Raw genomic sequence first — 16,363 nt, forward strand, 5'->3', positions numbered from 1 at the left:
TGGAGCGTGGCGAGACCGTGGCCATCGTGGGCGAGTCCGGCTCCGGCAAGTCGGTCAGCGTCCTCGGCGCGCTGGGGTTGCTTCCGCCCGGCAGCCAGGTGGCAGGGAGGCGCACCTTCGCGGGTCGCGACCTGGGCCGGTTGAGCCGGCGGGAATGGAACGGTCTTCGCGGCGGCAGCATCGGCTTCGTCTTCCAGGAGCCGATGACCTCGCTCAATCCACTGCACACCATCGGCAAGCAGCTGCGGGAAACGTTGCGCCTGCACCAGGGGTTGCGTGGCAACGCCGCGACACGGCGCGCCCGGGCGCTGCTGGCACAGGTCGAGCTCCCCAGGGTCGCCGAGCTCATGGCGGCCTGGCCTCACCAACTCTCCGGGGGGCAACGTCAACGGGTCATGATCGCCATGGCGATCGCCAACGAGCCGCAGCTGCTGATTGCCGACGAGCCCACCACGGCGCTGGACGTCACGGTGCAACGGCAGATTCTGGCGCTGCTGGACGAGCTCCGGCAGCGCCTCGGCATGGGCCTGCTGTTGATCAGCCACGATCTCAACCTGGTCCGGCGCCACGCCGACCGGGTGATCGTCATGCAACAGGGCAAGCAGGTGGAGACCGGCACGGCTCGCGCAGTCTTCGAGACACCGCAGGCGGTCTATACGCGCCAGTTGATCGACGCCGTGCCTTCCGGCCGTCCCCGACCGTTGCCACCGCAAGGCGAGCTTCTGCTGAGTGCCAGCGATTTCAGCGTGACGTTCAAACGACCCAAGCCGCTACTCCGGCCCAGGCCCCCGGCCTTCGTCGCCGTCGCACCGCTGTCGCTGGAACTCCGCCGCGGCGAGACCCTCGGCGTGGTCGGCGAATCCGGGTCGGGCAAGTCGACCCTGGCCTCGGCGCTGATTCGACTGCTGCCGTCCAGCGGCGAAATCCGCTTTGCCGACCAGCGTCTGGATCGGCTGGGCGGCGAGACGCTTCGACGACAGCGGCGCGCGCTCCAGATCGTGTTCCAGGATCCTTACGGCTCGCTCTCTCCCCGCATGTCGGTTGCCGACATCATCAGCGAAGGGCTACGGTTTCATCACCCCGAACTAACGCCGACGGTGGTGACAGAACGTATCGCCGAGGCCCTTCACGACGTCGATCTGCCAGCGGATTGCGGTCACCGCTACCCCCACGAATTCTCTGGCGGTCAACGCCAGCGCATCGCCATTGCCCGTGCGCTGATCCTGAAGCCCGAGCTGCTGATCCTCGACGAGCCGACCTCGGCACTGGATCGCACGGTGCAGAAGCAGTTGATCGAACTGTTGCGTGACGTCCAGGCGAAGCATGACCTCACCTACCTGTTCATCAGCCACGATCTCGCCGTGGTACGCGCGATGGCACACCGGATTCTGGTGCTCAAGGATGGCAAGGTAATGGAACAGGGCGACTGTGAAACGCTGCTCCACTCGCCCCGCACCGCCTACACTCGCGCCCTCATCGAAGCGTCCTCGCTGACCTGATGACACTCCGGCTTGTTAATTTGCCGCGAAACAAGATAACGGTATAAAGTCATCAATCCGCGCGGCCTCACGGCCGCGATGCCTAGAAGGACGCAATCTCTTCCGGACGCAGATGGCGACACTCCCCCGGCGCCAGGTCCGGGTCGAGGACCAAGGGGCCGATGGATTCACGATGAAGCGTCACCACCGTATAACCGACCGCTGTCAGCATCCGGCGAATCTGGTGGTAGCGCCCCTCCGTCACCCCGACCACGACCTCGGACTCGCCCACGGCCTCGAAAGTCGCGGGCTTGGTGGGTTTTTCGTCGCCGTTCGGCATGACTCCCTCCGCGAACTGCCTCGCCATACGCGCCGCGTCGGCAGCGGACAGGGTTTCGCTCAATGTCGCCCTGTAGCGCTTCTCGCAAGCGTGGTTGGGCGAGGTCACGCGATGGGTCCACTTGCCGTCGTCGCTGATCAGCAGAAGCCCCGAGGTATCCACGTCCAGCCGCCCTACCGGATGCAGGCGCTCCAGCTGGGGGATGTCGATCAGGCTGAGTACCGATGGATAGTGCGTCGGCCGCATCGAGCACTCGACCCCGACCGGCTTGTGCATCATCAGATAGCGCATGCCGATCCGTTCCAGCCGCTCCTCGTTCCAGCGGACCTCCTGCTCGTCGGTTACCTGCCTCGCGCCGTCACGCGTCACCTCGCCATCGACGCTCACCTCGAACTGGCGCAGCGCGCGCTTTGCCTGGCTTCGCGTCAGTTCCGTGGCTTCGCTAAGAAATCTATCCAACCGCATGTCAGGCTTCCCAATGAAAAGTGTCGGCATCTTGCCACGCCGGAAACTTTTCGCGAAACGTCTTCAGCGCCTCGGCGGACAGCGTCGCGGTCTCGACGAACCATTCGCCGGTCGGGCGATCGATCATCGGCTCGCCCTTGAAGTCCACGACCATCGAGTCACCGGCGTACTCCAGCCCGTTGCCATCCCGCCCCACGCGGTTGACGCCGATGACGTAACCGAGGTTCTCGATCGCCCTGGCCTGCAGCAGCGTTCGCCAGGGCTGCCGGCGCGGCGCCGGCCAGTTGGCGACGCACAATAGCGCGTCGTATTCGAAGTGCTCGGGCGCGCTCGGTCGTTGGCGCAGCCAGACCGGGAAACGCAGGTCGTAACAGACCGACAGCAGCAGCCGAAATCCCTTCAGCTCCACGATCTTGCGGGCCCGCCCCATCGCGTAGTGCAGAGGCTCGTCGCCCATCCGGAACAGATGGCGTTTGTCGTAGTGCTCGACGCCGCCGTCCGGCGTCACCCAGTAAAGCCGGTTGTACCGGGCGCCGGCATCGGCGATCGCCAGACTGCCGACGATGACGCAATCGCGCTCTCGCGCCTGGCGCCGCATCCAGTCAAGCGTGGGGCTCGCCTCGGCCGGCTCCGCCACCGCTTCGGCATTCATGGTGAAGCCGGTGGCGAACATCTCCGGCAGCACGATCAGGTCCGTCCGGCTTCCGTCCAGCGAGCCAATGCGGTGATCCAGCCGCCGCCGATTGGCCTCGGGGTCTTCCCACTCGAGTTCGCTCTGGACGAGGCTGACTCGTAGATCGTTCATGGCACTTCCTCCTGCCGCATGTCGGGAATCATCGATTCGTCAACGCGAATGGCCGTCATGATAGATTACCCAGCCTCCAAACCCGAGAACACGAGAACACGAGAACACGAGAAGCGACATGTCGGCATCCCCCTCAGACAAGCCCCAGCCAGGCAGCGTGAAACCGGTGGACGACGCATCACGCCGCGAGACGCGCCACGGTGTCGGCTACGGCATTACCGCCTACGCTCTCTGGGGATGTTTCCCGCTCTTCTTTTCGCTGTTCGAGGGGGTGCCGGCCTTCGAAGTACTCATCCAGAGAATTCTCTGGTCCTGCCTCTTCCTGGTGGTCGTGGTCACGCTCATGGGCCGCTGGGCCGCCATCCGCAACGGTTTCCCCGGACCCCGGGAGGCGATCCGCAGACTGGGATGGATTCTGGGTTGCGCGCTGCTCATCGCGCTGAACTGGGGGCTCTACATCTATGCGGTGGAAACCCATCGCGTGCTGCAGGCGAGTCTGGGCTATTTCATGACGCCACTGGTCAATGTCGCGCTGGGCATGCTCGTCCTGCGCGAACGGCTCGGCCGCTGGCAGATGATGGCGATGGGACTGGCGCTGGCGGCAGTGACACTGCAACTCGTGCTGCTGGGGACCCTGCCCTGGATCAGTCTGGTGCTGGCCATGACGTTCGGCAGCTACGGTCTGCTGCGCAAACGCGTGCCGCTGGATGCGCTCTCCGGCCTGCTGGTGGAGACGAGTCTGCTGCTGCCCCTGAGTCTGGCGGCCCTGGCCTGGCTGACATGGCACGGGCAGTCCCACTTCGGCGGCAGCTTCGACACCACGGCACTGATGATCGTCAGTGGCGTGGTGACCACCCTGCCGCTGCTCGCATTCGCCGGCGCCACGAAGCGCCTGACGCTCTCCACCATCGGCTTCCTGATGTATCTCAACCCCACGCTGCAATTCCTGCTGGCGCTGTGGGTCTTCGGCGAGCCGCTCGCCTGGCCGCAGCTGTTGACCTTCGCGTTGATCTGGATCGGCCTCGGCCTCTATTCGCTGGAGGCTTGGCGACATCATCGCAAGGCGCTTGCCCGCAGCCGCGCTCGAGTGGCGGAATGAGTGCATCGGGTCGACTTCCGCTGCGGGGGGAAGGTGGCAGGGATGCCCATCCGGGGCTGGCGGTACCTGGGCGCTGACCGGGAGGTCGCGCGGAGGGAGGTCGCCGGGTGTTACACCTGCAGACCCATGATCTCTTTATAGGCGGTTACCAGACGGTTGCGCACCTGAACCCCCATGTCGAAAGAGACGCTCGCCTTCTGCATGTCGATCATCACGTCGTTCAGCGCCACGTTCGGATCGCCGGCCTGGAATGACATCGCCTGCTGGTTGGCGGCCTGCTGCATCTGATTGATGCGTCCGAGCGATGCCTGCAGCTCGCCGGCGAAGCTGCCGCCGGTCTCGGCCAGCGATGGCTGCGATGCCGCGACCTGACCGCTGGCCTGGGTCGATAGCGCCTGCATCTGCTGAAGCGCTGCTTGAATGGCTGGAGCACTCATGAGGGTTTCCTGTATGACGATATTTCCGAGCACGACGTTTCCGAGCACCACGTTTCCGAACACGACACCGGGAACCGCCGGTGAACTCGACGCTCGCAGCCTACCAACAGCACGACAACGACCATTGCGGTAAATGCGTGTGAAAACACCGGCTTTTCCCACCTTCAGCGTTAACAGACCGACACATAATGGCTGCCATCAAACTAACGCCCCGGCCAGCGCCGCGTCGGAACGGTATTCCGAGCGTGTCGAGGTACGGATGAGCAGACGCGTTGCAGGGAGCAGACTACTGCTATGTTGTCGAGTTGCACCACGTGCCATGATCGGAGCACGACATGAGCACGGCCACGTCGCCCAACGACACTCCAGGTTCAGGTAATCCTTCCGCACGGCAATCGACCCGGCAAACCGCGTCGGAGACGGCCGCTGGCGGACGCGACTGGTTGAACAAGCTGCAGGGCAGCCCGCGCGTTCCGCTCATCGTGGCCGGCGCCGCCGCCGTCGCTGTCGTGATCGCGCTGCTGATGTGGGCTCGCGCGCCGGAATACCGCGTCCTCTACTCCACCCTGACCGATGCCGACGGCGGCCGCATCATCACCCAGCTCGACGCCATGGGCATCCCCTACCAGTTCAGCGAAGGCGGTCAAGCGCTGCTGGTGCCCGCCGATCAGGTGAGACCCGTGCGTCTCAAGCTGGCCGAACAAGGCCTGCCCGAAGCCAGCGGCGTCGGCTTCGAGCTGATGGATGACCAGGCATTCGGCATCAGCCAGTTCGCCGAGCAGGTCAACTACCAGCGCGCGCTGGAGGGCGAACTGGCCCGTACCATCGGCACGCTGGGCAGCGTCGCACGGGCTCGCGTCCATCTCGCCATGGCCAAGCCGTCGGTGTTCGTCCGCGAAAGCCAGCCCGCTTCCGCCTCCGTCGTCCTCGATCTGCAACCGGGACGGGTGTTGGGCGAGGGCCAGGTCAACGCCATCGTGCACATGGTCTCCAGCAGCGTGCCCCAACTGTCCGTGGACGACGTCACCGTCATCGACCAGAACGGGGATCTGCTGAGCCGACCCGCCGGCAACACCAACCAGCTCGACGGCAGCCAGCTCGACTACGTCAGCAACCTCGAGACCCAGTATGCCGACCGCATCGAGGCGATCCTCGCGCCCATCGTCGGGGCGCGCAACGTGCGTGCGCAGGGCACGGCCCAGGTCGACTTCTCCCAGCGGGAGCAGACGGCGGAACGTTACGGCCCCAATCAGTCACCGGATGCAGCAGCGGTCCGCAGCGAGCAGAAGAGCTCGTCGTTCCAGAGCAACAGCGACCTCGCCATGGGCGTCCCCGGCGCCCTGAGCAACCAGCCGCCGGGCACCGCCGCTTCGCCGATCAACGCCCCGGCGACCCAGGCGCCGCCCCAGGACCAGAACGCCGCCAACGACAACGGCAACCAGGCCGACGGTCAGGCGACGGACGCCCAGGGTACGGACACCCAGACCGCGAGCAATACCGACATCGGCCAGGTGCATCGTGACAGCACGATCAACTACGAAGTGGACCGCACCGTCGAACACGTCAAGCAGCACAGTGGCGATATCGACCGCCTCTCCGTCGCCGTCGTGGTCAACTATCGCGACGGGGTCGACGATGCAGGCAACCCGACCCGCGTCGCCCTGAGCGATACGGAGATGGACCAGATCCGAGGCCTCGTGCGTCAGGCGATGGGGTTCTCGGAGGCGCGCGGCGATGCCCTCGAGGTCGTCAACAGCCCGTTCCAGGCCAATGCGCCGGAGTTCGAGACGCCGCCGTGGTGGCAGACACCCGAAGTCTGGAGCCTCGCCAAGAGCATACTGAAATATCTGGTCGTGGTTCTGGTCGCCCTGTTCCTGTGGTTCAAGCTGGTCAAGCCGTTGATGCGTCGCCAGACCCGCGAATCGGCCCCGCTGCCGGCGTCCTCCCCGATGCCCGCGGCCGACGCGGCGGCGGCGGCGGCAAGCTATCAGGCTGTCGGCGGCAGCGGTGGCGCCGACAACGCGAATCGCGCCGGTGGCGCGCAGCGTGGACGTGAGCGAAACCGGCGCGGCGCCTCGAATTACGAGCAGGATCTCAAGGACGTCCGTGAGATCGCCCAGGAAGATCCCCGCCTGGTCGCCATGGTCGTCAGAAGCTGGATGGACAAATCATGACGACGCCAATGACCGGCGCCCGGCGCGGCGCCATCCTGCTGCTCTCATTGGATGAGGACAGCGCTGCCGAGGTCTTCAAGTACCTCTCGAGCCGCGAGGTGCAGGAGATCAGTCAGGAAATGGCCAAGCTGGGACAGGTCTCCCACGAGGAGATGGCGGCCGTTCTGCGTGACTTCCACGACGAGGCCGAGCAGTTCACCGCCATCAACCTGCACTCCAACGATCATATCCGTGCGGTGCTGACCAAGGCGCTGGGCAGCGAGCGCGCCAGCAGCCTGATCGAGGACATCCTCGAGACCAGCAATACGGCGTCGGGCATCGACTCCCTGAATCTGATGGAAGCCTCGATGGTCGCGGAAATGATTCGCGACGAGCACCCGCAGATCATCGCCACCATCCTGGTACACCTGGAGCGCGGCCAGGCCGCCGACATCCTGGAGCTGTTCGACGAGAAACAGCGCGACGACGTCATGCTGCGCATCGCCACGTTCAGCGGCGTGCAGCCGGCGGCCCTTCAGGAGCTTACCGAGGTGCTCACCTCGATGCTGGACGGCACCAATCTCAAGCGCAGCAAGATGGGCGGCGTGAGAACCGCCGCCGAGATTCTCAACCTCATGAACTCCGCACAGGAGGAGCAGGTCATCGACGTGGTTCGCGCCCACAGCGAGGACCTCGCACAACGCATCATCGACGAGATGTTCCTGTTCGAGAATCTGCTGGACATCGACGATCGCGGCATCCAGCTGGTCCTGCGGGAAATCGAGACCAACTCTCTGGTCATCGCGCTGCGGGGCGCGGAAGAAGCGCTGATCGACAAGTTCACGCGCAACATGTCCCAGCGCGCGGCACAGCTGATGCGCGAGGACATGGAAAACCGCGGGCCGGTACGCCTGTCCCAGGTGGAAAACGAACAGAAGGCGATCCTGGGCGTAGTGCGGCGACTGGCGGACTCCGGCGAAATCGCCCTGAGCGGTGGCGACGATGGCTACGTCTGATCGCGGCGATCGTCCTGCATCCGGCGACCATGGCGAGTGGCACCGCTGGCAGATGGGAGACCTGGGCCATCCGCCCTCTTCCGACGCCCCCGCCACCCATACCGAAACCCGCCGGCGTCGCCAACAGCAGGACGCCGAGGCCAGGGCTCGTCAGAGCATCGTCGAAAAAGCCCGATGCGAAGGGCTCGAGCAGGGATACCGCGAGGGCCACCAGCAGGGATATCAGGCCGGCTACAGCGAAGGTGTCAAGGAGGGCAACGCCGCCGCCGAGCTGGAATTTCACAAGCGGATGGAGATGACGCTCACCCCTCTCGCCAGGCTGGCGGAAAATTTCCGGCTGGCGCTGGCTTCGCTGGACGCCGAGATCGGGGACCAACTGGTCGAACTGGCGTTGATCGCCGGTCGCCAACTGGCCGGCGAGTCGCTGGCCGCCAAGCCGGAGCACATCCTCAGCGTGGTCCGCGAGCTGCTCGATGCCGACACCACGCTGAGCGGCAAGCCCAGGCTCTGGTTGAATCCTCAGGATCTGGAGCTGGTGAGCTCGACGATGAGTGACACCCTCGAGGCCAGCGGCTGGGAGTGCCATGCCGATCCGACGCTGGAACGCGGCGGATGCCGCGCCACCAGCGCCGGCGGAGGCCTGGATGCGAGCCTGAGCACACAGTGGAAGGCCATTCTCGATCAACGCAGGCGATCGAGGGCCGCTTCGCCCCACACCGATGCAGCGCCCCCCGCAGAGCAGGACGACGGCGACGAAGAGGCCCTCGATGGGTGATGCCGCACGTTCGCCTCAGGCGCCGGAGATGGCTTCGCACCATCAACGCTGGCGCCTCGCGCTGGACAAGGTCACCCAGCGGGTCGAGTCGCTCTCCCACTATCGCCATGAGGGCCGGGTGACCCGCGCCACCGGGCTGGTACTGGAGGCAGTCGGCATCCGCCTGCCCCTGGGCAGCGCCTGCCTGATCGAACTCTCGGCCGGCAATGGCAGTGGCGACGACGAACGCTTCGCCGAGGCCGAGGTCGTCGGGTTCGCCGGAGACAAGCTGTTCCTCATGCCGCTGGCCGATACCAGCGGCCTTCTCCCCGGGGCCCGCGTGCTGGCGCTCAGCGGCAACCGCCTCGACGTCGCCAGCGCAAGACGCTTTCCCCTGGGCGATGGCCTGCTGGGGCGCATCGTCGATGGCAATGGCCGTCCTCTCGACGACCACGGCCCCCTGGAGCAGGCGCCACATGCCCCGCTCGAGACCCCCCCCATCAACCCGCTGGCCCGAGCCCCCATCGATACCACCATCGACGTGGGCATTCGCGCCATCAACGGCCTGCTGACCGTGGGTCGTGGCCAGCGCATGGGGCTGTTCGCCGGCTCGGGGGTCGGCAAGAGCGTTCTGCTGGGCATGATGGCCCGATACACCGACGCCGATGTCATCGTCGTCGGCTTGATCGGCGAACGCGGACGCGAGGTCCAGGATTTCATCGAGAACATCCTCGGCGAGGAGGGGCTGGCCCGCGCCGTGGTGGTGGCGGCCCCGGCCGACACCTCGCCGCTGCAGCGCATGCAGGGCGCCGCCTATGCCACCCGCCTGGCCGAGGACTTCCGCGACCAGGGGCGCAACGTGCTACTGATCATGGACTCGCTGACCCGCTACGCCATGGCCGCCCGCGAGATCGCCCTGGCGATCGGCGAGCCGCCGGCCACCAAGGGCTATCCGCCGTCGGTGTTCGCCAAGCTGCCGGCGCTGGTCGAGCGAGCCGGCAACGGCAAGCGCGGCGGTGGCTCGATCACCGCGTTCTATACCGTGCTGACGGAAGGCGACGATCAACAGGATCCGATCGCCGATTCGGCTCGCGCTATCCTCGACGGCCATATCGTGCTGTCACGCCAGCTGGCGGAGAGCGGCCACTATCCCGCGATCGACATCGAAGCCTCGATCAGCCGCGCGATGCCCGCCGTGGTCGACACCAGGCGCCTGCGTCAGGCCCAGGGATTCAAGCAGATGATCTCCCGCTATCAGCGCAATCGCGACCTGATCAATGTCGGCGCCTATGTCAGCGGCCAGGATCCCCAGCTCGACCGCGCCGTCGCTCTCTATCCCCGGCTGGAGACCTTCCTGCAGCAGCGGATGAATGAGACGGCCGGCATCGAACACACCCGAGCGGAACTCGACCGGCTCATTCCGATCGACGATTGACCCGTCATCCAGGCGTGCCGTTTCAACGCCCCCTTCCTCACTGACCGCGATCGGGAATAGTGGCTTTTTTTGCCGCTTATCGAACCTTTAGTGTGGTGTCGGCACCGTCACAATGGGAACCGTTGAATTCTCCCGTCGCCACGTCGACGGATTGGTTGGATAGGAGGTAACGCTTTGGCCAACATGCAAGCCATGGAGATGCTTCGAGACCTGGCACAGCGCAGCAGCGAAAAGGCCGTGGAGAATCTCGGCCGGCTGCAGCGTCAACAACAGGAAGCCCAGACACAGCTGGGACAGCTCCAGCGCTATCGGGACGAGTATCAGCGCAAGCTTCACGACAGCCTGACCCAAGGCGTTTCCTCCAGCCAATGGCGCGACTACCAGCAGTTCATCGGCTCCCTCGACAAGGCGATCGAACAGCAGCAGCGGCGGCTCGGGGAGCATCAGACGCGAGTCGACAGCGGCAGAGAGCATTGGCAGGGAGAACGCCGGAAGCTCAACGCCTACGAGACCCTGCATGCCAGAGGGGAGCGCGACGCCGCGTATCGCAACGCTCGTCAGGAGCAGCGTCACAGCGACGAGATGGCCGCACAGCTGCTCCGTCGGCAGCGAGACCGGCATTCACAGCAAGGCTGAAGTAGAGATTCGACGCACCGGCTCGAGGCTTTGATCCGAAGCGTCACCCGACCACGAAACCGATGGCCTGCCCATGGAACTTTCTTCAATCACCGCCGTGACGCCGTCCTCGGACCGCAGCGCCAGTGCCAAAGGCAAGGCGTCCAGCGAGAGCGCCCCCTTCGCCGATTCCCTGCGGCGCGTGGCGGCCGAAAAATCACCGCGGCCAGCTGCACAGGAAGGCGCATCCGCCGCCAAGGCGTCGGATTCGGAGTCCAACCGACGCCCCGCGGATGAAGTCGCCAACGGCGCGGGACAGCGACCAGCCGACGAAAGCGCGGCAGCCGGCGCGGGGGATTCCGCCGCGGCTACCGCACCCGTCCTGCAGGCGCTCGACGAAGGAGACATGTCCCGGCTCCGCGCCATCCTGTCCAGCCTTTCGCCCGCTGCCGGCGACCCATCGCCAGGCACCAAGGACGTCGATGACGGTTCGGGCTCGCCCGATGGCGAAGCGCTTGCGGCCATGGTGGCCGGCTTGTCGCTGGCCATGGCGTCGCAGCCGCTGACCCCCTCCGTCGCGGGCGGTGCTGGCACCGCAACCTTGCCTAGAGGCGGACAGCCGGTACCGGCGCAGCTGGCTCTCAAGGTCACCGCCACCGCACCGACGGCCGGTGACGCCGCCGCGATCGGTGCACCAGCCACCGAAGGTGATCAGGGCGACGCCTCGGACCGCCCCAAGGCATCCAGTGGTCAACCGGGCTTCGGTGGCTTGCTGTCAGCCATCGATAGTCGACGCAGTGACGGCGCCATGCCAGGGGCAAATCCCGGCATGACCGCCACCAACGGCCAGATGCCCGTCACCCCCGGCACGCCGGATAACGCAGCCGTGACCACGGCCAGCCAGATTGGCGATGCCGCATCGATCGGCCTGCCCGAGCGAAGCGCCCAGGATGCCGGTCCCGCCCCGACTCCCCGCTCGGACATCGGCGCGTTGACGAACGCCACCGCCGCCCCCTCCAGCGCCGCGAGCCCCGCGACGGCGAGTGCGGCAACGCCAGGCTTCGTCAACGCCCCCGTGCAGTCCCCCCAGTGGCCGGCCTCTTTCGGCCAGCAGGTACTGCAGATGCACCAGCGCGGCGACCAGCAGATGTCGCTCCGCCTCCATCCCCAGGAACTGGGCCCGTTGAGCGTCTCCCTGACGGTCCAGGACCAGCAGGCACAGCTTCAGATTCTGTCAGCACACGCCCCGGTTCGCGCCGCGGTCGAAGCGGCGATTCCCCAGCTTCGCCAGGCTCTGGCCGACAGCGGCATCGCGCTGGGCGAGGCGATGGTGAGCGACCAGGGCCAATTCCAGCAGGGCCAGTCTTCCGGCGACGACCGCCCGCACCGCGGAGCCGGCGCCGCCGGCTCGCTGTTGACGGCGTCGGGTATCGATCCGGTCGACGACGTCGCGGTGCGGAACCTGACGCTGACCGACAATGGCAATATCAACCTTTACGCCTGACCGACGCTGCCGATAACACGGGTGGCGACTGGCCGGTGCCAGTCGTGGCACTACGCCGTGCGGTGCGTCGGCGGCCAACTCCCCGCCCTGCGCCACTCGGGCACGAAAGGGGAAGTTGGCCGACCGGAAGGCGTCTTTTCCGTCGATCGCCAGGCCCCCCGCCACCGCATAATCCGCTGCAACTTCCAGAGATGACCCGTAATGGCAGAAGCAATGGCCGCACCCCGTAAAAGTCGATCCCTACTTCTCGTGGGCCTGTTGATCGTCCTGCTGGCGATCGCGAGTTCGATCGCCGTGTACTTCTTCCTCGATGCCCGTGACGGCAACGAGTCGACCGATGTCGTCGAGGAGCAGCCGGCCGAACCGCCCGTGCCGATATTCGTGACCATTCAGCCTTTCACGGTCAACCTGCAGAGCGATTACGGAGATCGGCTGCTCTACGTGGGGTTGTCGCTACGCGTCAACGACGACGAGACCAGCGATTTCCTGACCCAGCACATGCCGGAAGTTCGCAGCCGGTTGCTGATGCTCCTCTCCGGCAAGAGCGCGGAGGAGCTGATCAAGCCCGAGGGCAAGATCAAGTTGAAGCAGCAGATTCTCGGCCTGTTCGACGAGCCGATCACCACGCCGCAGCCCACGTTAGCCATCAGTGACGTGCTGTTCTCCGATTTCATCGTGCAGTAAGCGGACGCCAGGCCAACCATGTCCCAAGACGACCTGTTATCGCAGGAAGAGATCGATGCCCTCCTCAACGGCGTCAGCGGCGATGACGACAAACCCGCCGACGAACCGAAAGGCGGACGTCGCACGCGCCCGTTCGATCCGGCAAATCAGCACCGGGTCGTTCGCGAACGCCTGCAGGCGCTGGACATCATCAACGAACGCTTCGCGCGTCTGTTTCGGGTTGCGCTGTTCAACCTGATCCGGCGCAGTGCCGATATCACGGTATCCGGCGTGCGCTACCAGAGCTACAGCGAGTTCGCGCGCAACCTGCCGGTGCCGACCAACCTCAACCTGATCAGCCTCAAGCCACTCAAGGGTACGGCACTGCTGGTGTTTCCCCCGGGGCTGGTGTTCATGGTGGTGGACAACCTGTTCGGCGGCGACGGACGGTTTCTGACCAAATCCGACGGCCGCGAGTTCACCGCCACCGAGCAGCGCATCATCCAGCGCCTGATGTCGTTGGCGCTGGAGGGCTACAGCGACGCCTGGAAATCGATCTACCCCCTGGAGATCGACTACATGCGCTCGGAGATGCAGGTCCGCTTTGCCAACATCACCAATTCGCCGAACGAGATCGTCGTCAACAGCACCTTTCATCTCGAAGTCGGCAATCTGGCCAGCGACTTCAACATCTGCATACCGTTTTCGATGATCGAACCGATCCGGGACATTCTCTCCAGTCCGATCGGTGCGCTCGACAGCGACGACACCCAGTGGGAGTCGCGCATGGCCGGCGAAATCAAGCAGACCCAGGTCGAACTGATCGCCGATTTCGTCAAGATCCCCTCGACCATCGGCGATGTGCTGTCGCTGGAGGTCGGGGACGTTCTTCCCATCGAACTTCCCAAAGCCATCGACGTGCGAGTCGACGGCGTGCCGGTCATGACCTGCGAGTACGGGAGCCGGCAAGGCCAGCGCGCGCTGCGGGTGAAACATCTCATCGACCATGGTACGTACTCCGCCATGAAGGACTTCGACAATGAGTGACGATCAAAAACCGGGATCCCAGAAGGGATCCTCCGAGGCGGCTGAAGACAGCCAGCAGGAAGCCGAGGACCTGTGGGCCGCGGCGATGGCGGAACAGGGCGTGGAGCCCGAGACCGACGAGGCCGGATCCGTCGAGACACGGGCCGACGAGACGGAATCCGCCCAGGCGCCCGATGTCGACGCGAAAGCGAAAGCCGCGGCGCCGAGCTCATCGGATCACGGGGTGTTCCAATCCTTCGACCAGGGGGAGAACGACACTCGCCAGCCCCGCGACCTGGGCGTGGTCATGGACATTCCGGTCAAGCTGTCGGTGGAGCTGGGCAGAACGCGCATCACCATCAAGCAGCTGCTGGAGCTCGCCCAGGGCTCGGTGGTGGAGCTGGACGGCCTCGCCGGCGAGCCCATGGACATCCTGATCAACGGCTACCTCATCGCCCAGGGCGAGGTGGTGGTCGTGGATGACAAATACGGCATTCGTATCACTGAAATCATCACGCCGTCAGAGCGCGTCCAGAAATTGAACCGATGAACGAAGATACCCTACGGCAGGCCTCCCAGGCCGGCGGCGGCGACAGCATCGGTCTGCTGATGATGGGCAAGACCGCGGCCTCCCTGCTCGTGGTCGTCGCGATCATCCTGGCCTGCGCCTGGTTGCTCAAGCGCATCGGACCCAATCGGCGAGCAGGCACGCAACATCTTCGCGTCGTCGCCAGCACGCCGGTGGGACAGCGCGAACGCGTGGTGATCGTCGAAGTCGCGGATCGCTGGCTGGTGCTGGGTGTCGGTGGCGGACAGGTGACCCGACTGGACACGCTCGAGCCACCGGCGACACCCGACGCGGCGCCTCCGGGGCCCCCGCTCGCCGGTTCCTTCGCCAGCCGCTTTGCACAGGCGCTGAAGCAGAACGCGCGGGGGGCGGCCCGGGGTCGACAGAACGGGCGGGACCGCAGCTAGTGGCGATTGCACTCCGACCCAGGCCGCGCCACGTCGTCGCTTTGTTGGTGGCCCTGCTGACGATGACGGCCAGCCATTGGGCGGTGGCCCAGGCCCTGCCCGGCATCATCAGCGAGCCGCTGCCCGATGGCGGCCAGCGCTGGTCGTTGAGCCTGCAGACCCTGCTGTTCTTGTCGTCGCTCGCCTTCCTGCCGGCGATGCTGTTGATGATGACCTGCTTCACGCGAATCATCATCGTCCTCGGGCTGCTGCGCACGGCCATGAGCACGCCATCGGCGCCGCCGACCCAGGTCCTGCTGGGGCTCGCGCTGTTTCTCACCTTCTTCGTCATGTCACCGGTGCTGGATCGTGTCTACGACGAGGCCTGGCAGCCGTTCTCGGCCGAGCAGATTTCACTGGAGGAGGCGCTGGACCGGGGTAGCCAGCCTTTCCGCGAGTTCATGTTCGCGCAGACCCGGGAGGCCGACCTGGCGATGTTCGCCCGTATCGCCGATATCGGCGAGATGCAGGGTCCGGAAGACGTGCCGATGCGGATACTGGTGCCGGCGTACGTCACCAGCGAACTGAAGACGGCGTTCCAGATCGGCTTCACGATCTTCATCCCGTTCCTGATCATCGACCTCGTCGTGGCCAGCGTGCTGATGGCGCTGGGGATGATGATGGTGCCGCCCGCCACGATCTCGCTACCGTTCAAGCTGATGCTGTTCGTGCTGGTCGACGGCTGGCAACTCCTGATCGGTTCGCTGACCCAGAGCTTCTATTTTTCATGACTCCTGACATGAATCGCGTCGTCATGGAGCGTCGTACGACCGTACGGAGGTGAGCAATGTCTCCCGAGATGGTAATGAGCCTTGCCTATCAGGGCATGAAGGTGACCTTGATGATGGCCGCGCCGCTGCTGTTGACCGCGCTGCTGATCGGCCTGCTGGTGAGCCTGTTTCAGGCCGCGACGCAGATCAACGAGATGACTCTCTCCTTCATCCCCAAGATCCTCGGTGTCTTCGCCATGCTGATCGTCTCCGGCGCCTGGATCATCCAGTTGCTGGTCAACTTCACCCGGGAACTGCTGCAGAACATTCCCCAGATGGTCAGTTGAGGCCCCGTCGCCGGCGATGATCGACATCACCTCCGACCAGTGGCTGGGCTGGCTGCAGCTGTTCTTCTGGCCCACCGTTCGCATTCTCGCTTTCTTCATGGCTTCGCCGCTGTGGAGCCTGCCCAGCGTACCGACACCGGTCAAGGCGCTGTTCGGCGCCGGCATCGCCATCGCCATCGCCCCTTCCTTGCCACCGATGCCGGCGATCCCTCTCTTTTCACTGGAAAGTTTCGGCATCATGCTGCAGCAGATCCTGATTGGCGTCGCCATGGGGATGGTGCTGCGAATCATGATCGCCGTGGTGCAGACCGCCGGCGAATTCATCAGCATGCAGATGGGTCTCGCGTTTGCGACTTTCTATCAGCCGGATGCCGGCACCAACACCATGGTGTTGTCGCGCATGCTGGAGTTGCTGACGCTACTGATGTTCCTGGCGATGAACGGGCACTTGATCACCATCGAAATCCTCGCCTGGACCTTCGAGGAGCTGCCCATCGGCGCC

General features: G+C 65.2%; 18 protein-coding genes. 15 read left to right on the top strand and 3 right to left on the bottom strand.

All coding sequences use genetic code 11. From position 1 onward, the window contains the following. On the top strand, positions 1 to 1,499 hold a 1,499-nt coding region (locus AC3AYF_RS08425; protein WP_487779620.1), incomplete at its 5' end, for an ABC transporter ATP-binding protein. A gap of 82 nt (positions 1,500 to 1,581) precedes the next feature. Here AC3AYF_RS08425 and AC3AYF_RS08430 read toward each other — a convergent pair. Continuing rightward, on the bottom strand, positions 1,582 to 2,283 hold the full coding sequence (locus AC3AYF_RS08430; RefSeq protein WP_487779621.1) for a pseudouridine synthase: 702 nt from the start codon (positions 2,281 to 2,283) through the stop codon (positions 1,582 to 1,584). Between the two features lies 1 nt (position 2,284). Then, on the bottom strand, positions 2,285 to 3,088 hold the full coding sequence (locus tag AC3AYF_RS08435; RefSeq protein WP_295036265.1) for an amidohydrolase: 804 nt from the start codon (positions 3,086 to 3,088) through the stop codon (positions 2,285 to 2,287). 118 nt (positions 3,089 to 3,206) lie between these two features. Here AC3AYF_RS08435 and rarD point away from each other — a divergent pair, with 118 nt between their 5' ends. Next, entirely contained in the window at positions 3,207 to 4,187 is a 981-nt protein-coding gene (gene rarD, locus AC3AYF_RS08440) for an EamA family transporter RarD (RefSeq protein WP_295036264.1), read from the top strand. A gap of 110 nt (positions 4,188 to 4,297) precedes the next feature. On the opposite strand, the gene fliE is transcribed toward rarD, so the two are convergent. After that, a complete protein-coding gene (gene fliE, locus AC3AYF_RS08445; RefSeq protein WP_295036263.1) occupies positions 4,298 to 4,624 on the bottom strand; it encodes a flagellar hook-basal body complex protein FliE in 327 nt (108 codons plus the stop codon). 335 nt (positions 4,625 to 4,959) lie between these two features. On the opposite strand from fliE, the gene fliF reads away from it, so the two are divergent. The 13 genes from fliF to AC3AYF_RS08510 form a co-directional block, all read left to right on the top strand. Then, positions 4,960 to 6,798: a flagellar basal-body MS-ring/collar protein FliF gene (gene fliF / locus AC3AYF_RS08450; protein ID WP_487779622.1), complete on the top strand. Its 1,839-nt coding sequence runs from the start codon at positions 4,960 to 4,962 to the stop codon at positions 6,796 to 6,798. Further along, positions 6,795 to 7,793 (top strand): flagellar motor switch protein FliG, encoded by a 999-nt coding sequence (gene fliG, locus AC3AYF_RS08455; RefSeq protein ID WP_295040169.1) that lies wholly within the window; start codon positions 6,795 to 6,797, stop codon positions 7,791 to 7,793. The genes fliF and fliG overlap by 4 nt, the downstream gene beginning before the upstream one ends. Beyond that, positions 7,780 to 8,568, top strand: coding sequence for a flagellar assembly protein FliH (locus AC3AYF_RS08460; RefSeq protein ID WP_295040152.1), 789 nt, complete (start codon positions 7,780 to 7,782; stop codon positions 8,566 to 8,568). Before fliG ends, AC3AYF_RS08460 begins: the two co-directional genes overlap by 14 nt. Further along, entirely contained in the window at positions 8,561 to 9,982 is a 1,422-nt protein-coding gene (gene fliI, locus AC3AYF_RS08465; RefSeq protein WP_295040154.1) for a flagellar protein export ATPase FliI, read from the top strand. The genes AC3AYF_RS08460 and fliI overlap by 8 nt, the downstream gene beginning before the upstream one ends. Before the next feature lie 183 nt (positions 9,983 to 10,165). Then, the gene (fliJ, locus tag AC3AYF_RS08470; protein WP_295040171.1) at positions 10,166 to 10,618 is read left to right on the top strand and encodes a flagellar export protein FliJ; all 453 of its coding nucleotides are present in this window, start codon (positions 10,166 to 10,168) and stop codon (positions 10,616 to 10,618) included. A 73-nt stretch (positions 10,619 to 10,691) separates the two neighbouring features. Further along, on the top strand, positions 10,692 to 12,101 hold the full coding sequence (locus AC3AYF_RS08475; protein WP_295040156.1) for a flagellar hook-length control protein FliK: 1,410 nt from the start codon (positions 10,692 to 10,694) through the stop codon (positions 12,099 to 12,101). A 213-nt stretch (positions 12,102 to 12,314) separates the two neighbouring features. After that, positions 12,315 to 12,785 carry a flagellar basal body-associated protein FliL gene (fliL, locus tag AC3AYF_RS08480; protein ID WP_295040158.1) on the top strand — a complete coding sequence of 157 codons (471 nt, stop codon included), beginning with the start codon at positions 12,315 to 12,317 and terminating at the stop codon, positions 12,783 to 12,785. A gap of 18 nt (positions 12,786 to 12,803) precedes the next feature. Continuing rightward, positions 12,804 to 13,811, top strand: coding sequence for a flagellar motor switch protein FliM (gene fliM, locus AC3AYF_RS08485; protein WP_295040160.1), 1,008 nt, complete (start codon positions 12,804 to 12,806; stop codon positions 13,809 to 13,811). Next, complete coding sequence (gene fliN / locus AC3AYF_RS08490; protein ID WP_295040162.1) at positions 13,804 to 14,340, top strand: flagellar motor switch protein FliN; 537 nt, start codon at positions 13,804 to 13,806, stop codon at positions 14,338 to 14,340. The genes fliM and fliN overlap by 8 nt, the downstream gene beginning before the upstream one ends. Continuing rightward, positions 14,337 to 14,765, top strand: coding sequence for a flagellar biosynthetic protein FliO (fliO, locus tag AC3AYF_RS08495; protein WP_295040164.1), 429 nt, complete (start codon positions 14,337 to 14,339; stop codon positions 14,763 to 14,765). The genes fliN and fliO overlap by 4 nt, the downstream gene beginning before the upstream one ends. A 62-nt stretch (positions 14,766 to 14,827) precedes the next feature. Further along, complete coding sequence (fliP, locus tag AC3AYF_RS08500; protein ID WP_295040173.1) at positions 14,828 to 15,535, top strand: flagellar type III secretion system pore protein FliP; 708 nt, start codon at positions 14,828 to 14,830, stop codon at positions 15,533 to 15,535. 56 nt (positions 15,536 to 15,591) lie between these two features. After that, positions 15,592 to 15,861, top strand: coding sequence for a flagellar biosynthesis protein FliQ (gene fliQ, locus AC3AYF_RS08505; protein WP_110599955.1), 270 nt, complete (start codon positions 15,592 to 15,594; stop codon positions 15,859 to 15,861). Between the two features lie 16 nt (positions 15,862 to 15,877). Beyond that, a partial coding sequence (locus AC3AYF_RS08510; RefSeq protein ID WP_295040167.1) for a flagellar biosynthetic protein FliR occupies positions 15,878 to 16,363 on the top strand: 486 nt, incomplete at its 3' end.

It is taken from the genome of Salinicola sp. (genome assembly GCF_982684285.1).

Coding starts and splice junctions, on each gene's coding strand:
- fliO (WP_295040164.1), top strand. CDS start 14,337: ATGAACGAAGATACCCTACGGCAGGCCTCCCAGGCCGGCGGCGGCGAC.
- AC3AYF_RS08430 (WP_487779621.1), bottom strand. CDS start 2,283: ATGCGGTTGGATAGATTTCTTAGCGAAGCCACGGAACTGACGCGAAGC.
- fliE (WP_295036263.1), bottom strand. CDS start 4,624: ATGAGTGCTCCAGCCATTCAAGCAGCGCTTCAGCAGATGCAGGCGCTA.
- fliP (WP_295040173.1), top strand. CDS start 14,828: ATGACGGCCAGCCATTGGGCGGTGGCCCAGGCCCTGCCCGGCATCATC.
- fliF (WP_487779622.1), top strand. CDS start 4,960: ATGAGCACGGCCACGTCGCCCAACGACACTCCAGGTTCAGGTAATCCT.
- fliJ (WP_295040171.1), top strand. CDS start 10,166: ATGCAAGCCATGGAGATGCTTCGAGACCTGGCACAGCGCAGCAGCGAA.
- fliL (WP_295040158.1), top strand. CDS start 12,315: ATGGCCGCACCCCGTAAAAGTCGATCCCTACTTCTCGTGGGCCTGTTG.
- fliM (WP_295040160.1), top strand. CDS start 12,804: ATGTCCCAAGACGACCTGTTATCGCAGGAAGAGATCGATGCCCTCCTC.
- fliN (WP_295040162.1), top strand. CDS start 13,804: ATGAGTGACGATCAAAAACCGGGATCCCAGAAGGGATCCTCCGAGGCG.
- AC3AYF_RS08475 (WP_295040156.1), top strand. CDS start 10,692: ATGGAACTTTCTTCAATCACCGCCGTGACGCCGTCCTCGGACCGCAGC.
- AC3AYF_RS08435 (WP_295036265.1), bottom strand. CDS start 3,088: ATGAACGATCTACGAGTCAGCCTCGTCCAGAGCGAACTCGAGTGGGAA.
- fliI (WP_295040154.1), top strand. CDS start 8,561: ATGGGTGATGCCGCACGTTCGCCTCAGGCGCCGGAGATGGCTTCGCAC.
- rarD (WP_295036264.1), top strand. CDS start 3,207: ATGTCGGCATCCCCCTCAGACAAGCCCCAGCCAGGCAGCGTGAAACCG.
- fliG (WP_295040169.1), top strand. CDS start 6,795: ATGACGACGCCAATGACCGGCGCCCGGCGCGGCGCCATCCTGCTGCTC.
- fliQ (WP_110599955.1), top strand. CDS start 15,592: ATGTCTCCCGAGATGGTAATGAGCCTTGCCTATCAGGGCATGAAGGTG.
- AC3AYF_RS08460 (WP_295040152.1), top strand. CDS start 7,780: ATGGCTACGTCTGATCGCGGCGATCGTCCTGCATCCGGCGACCATGGC.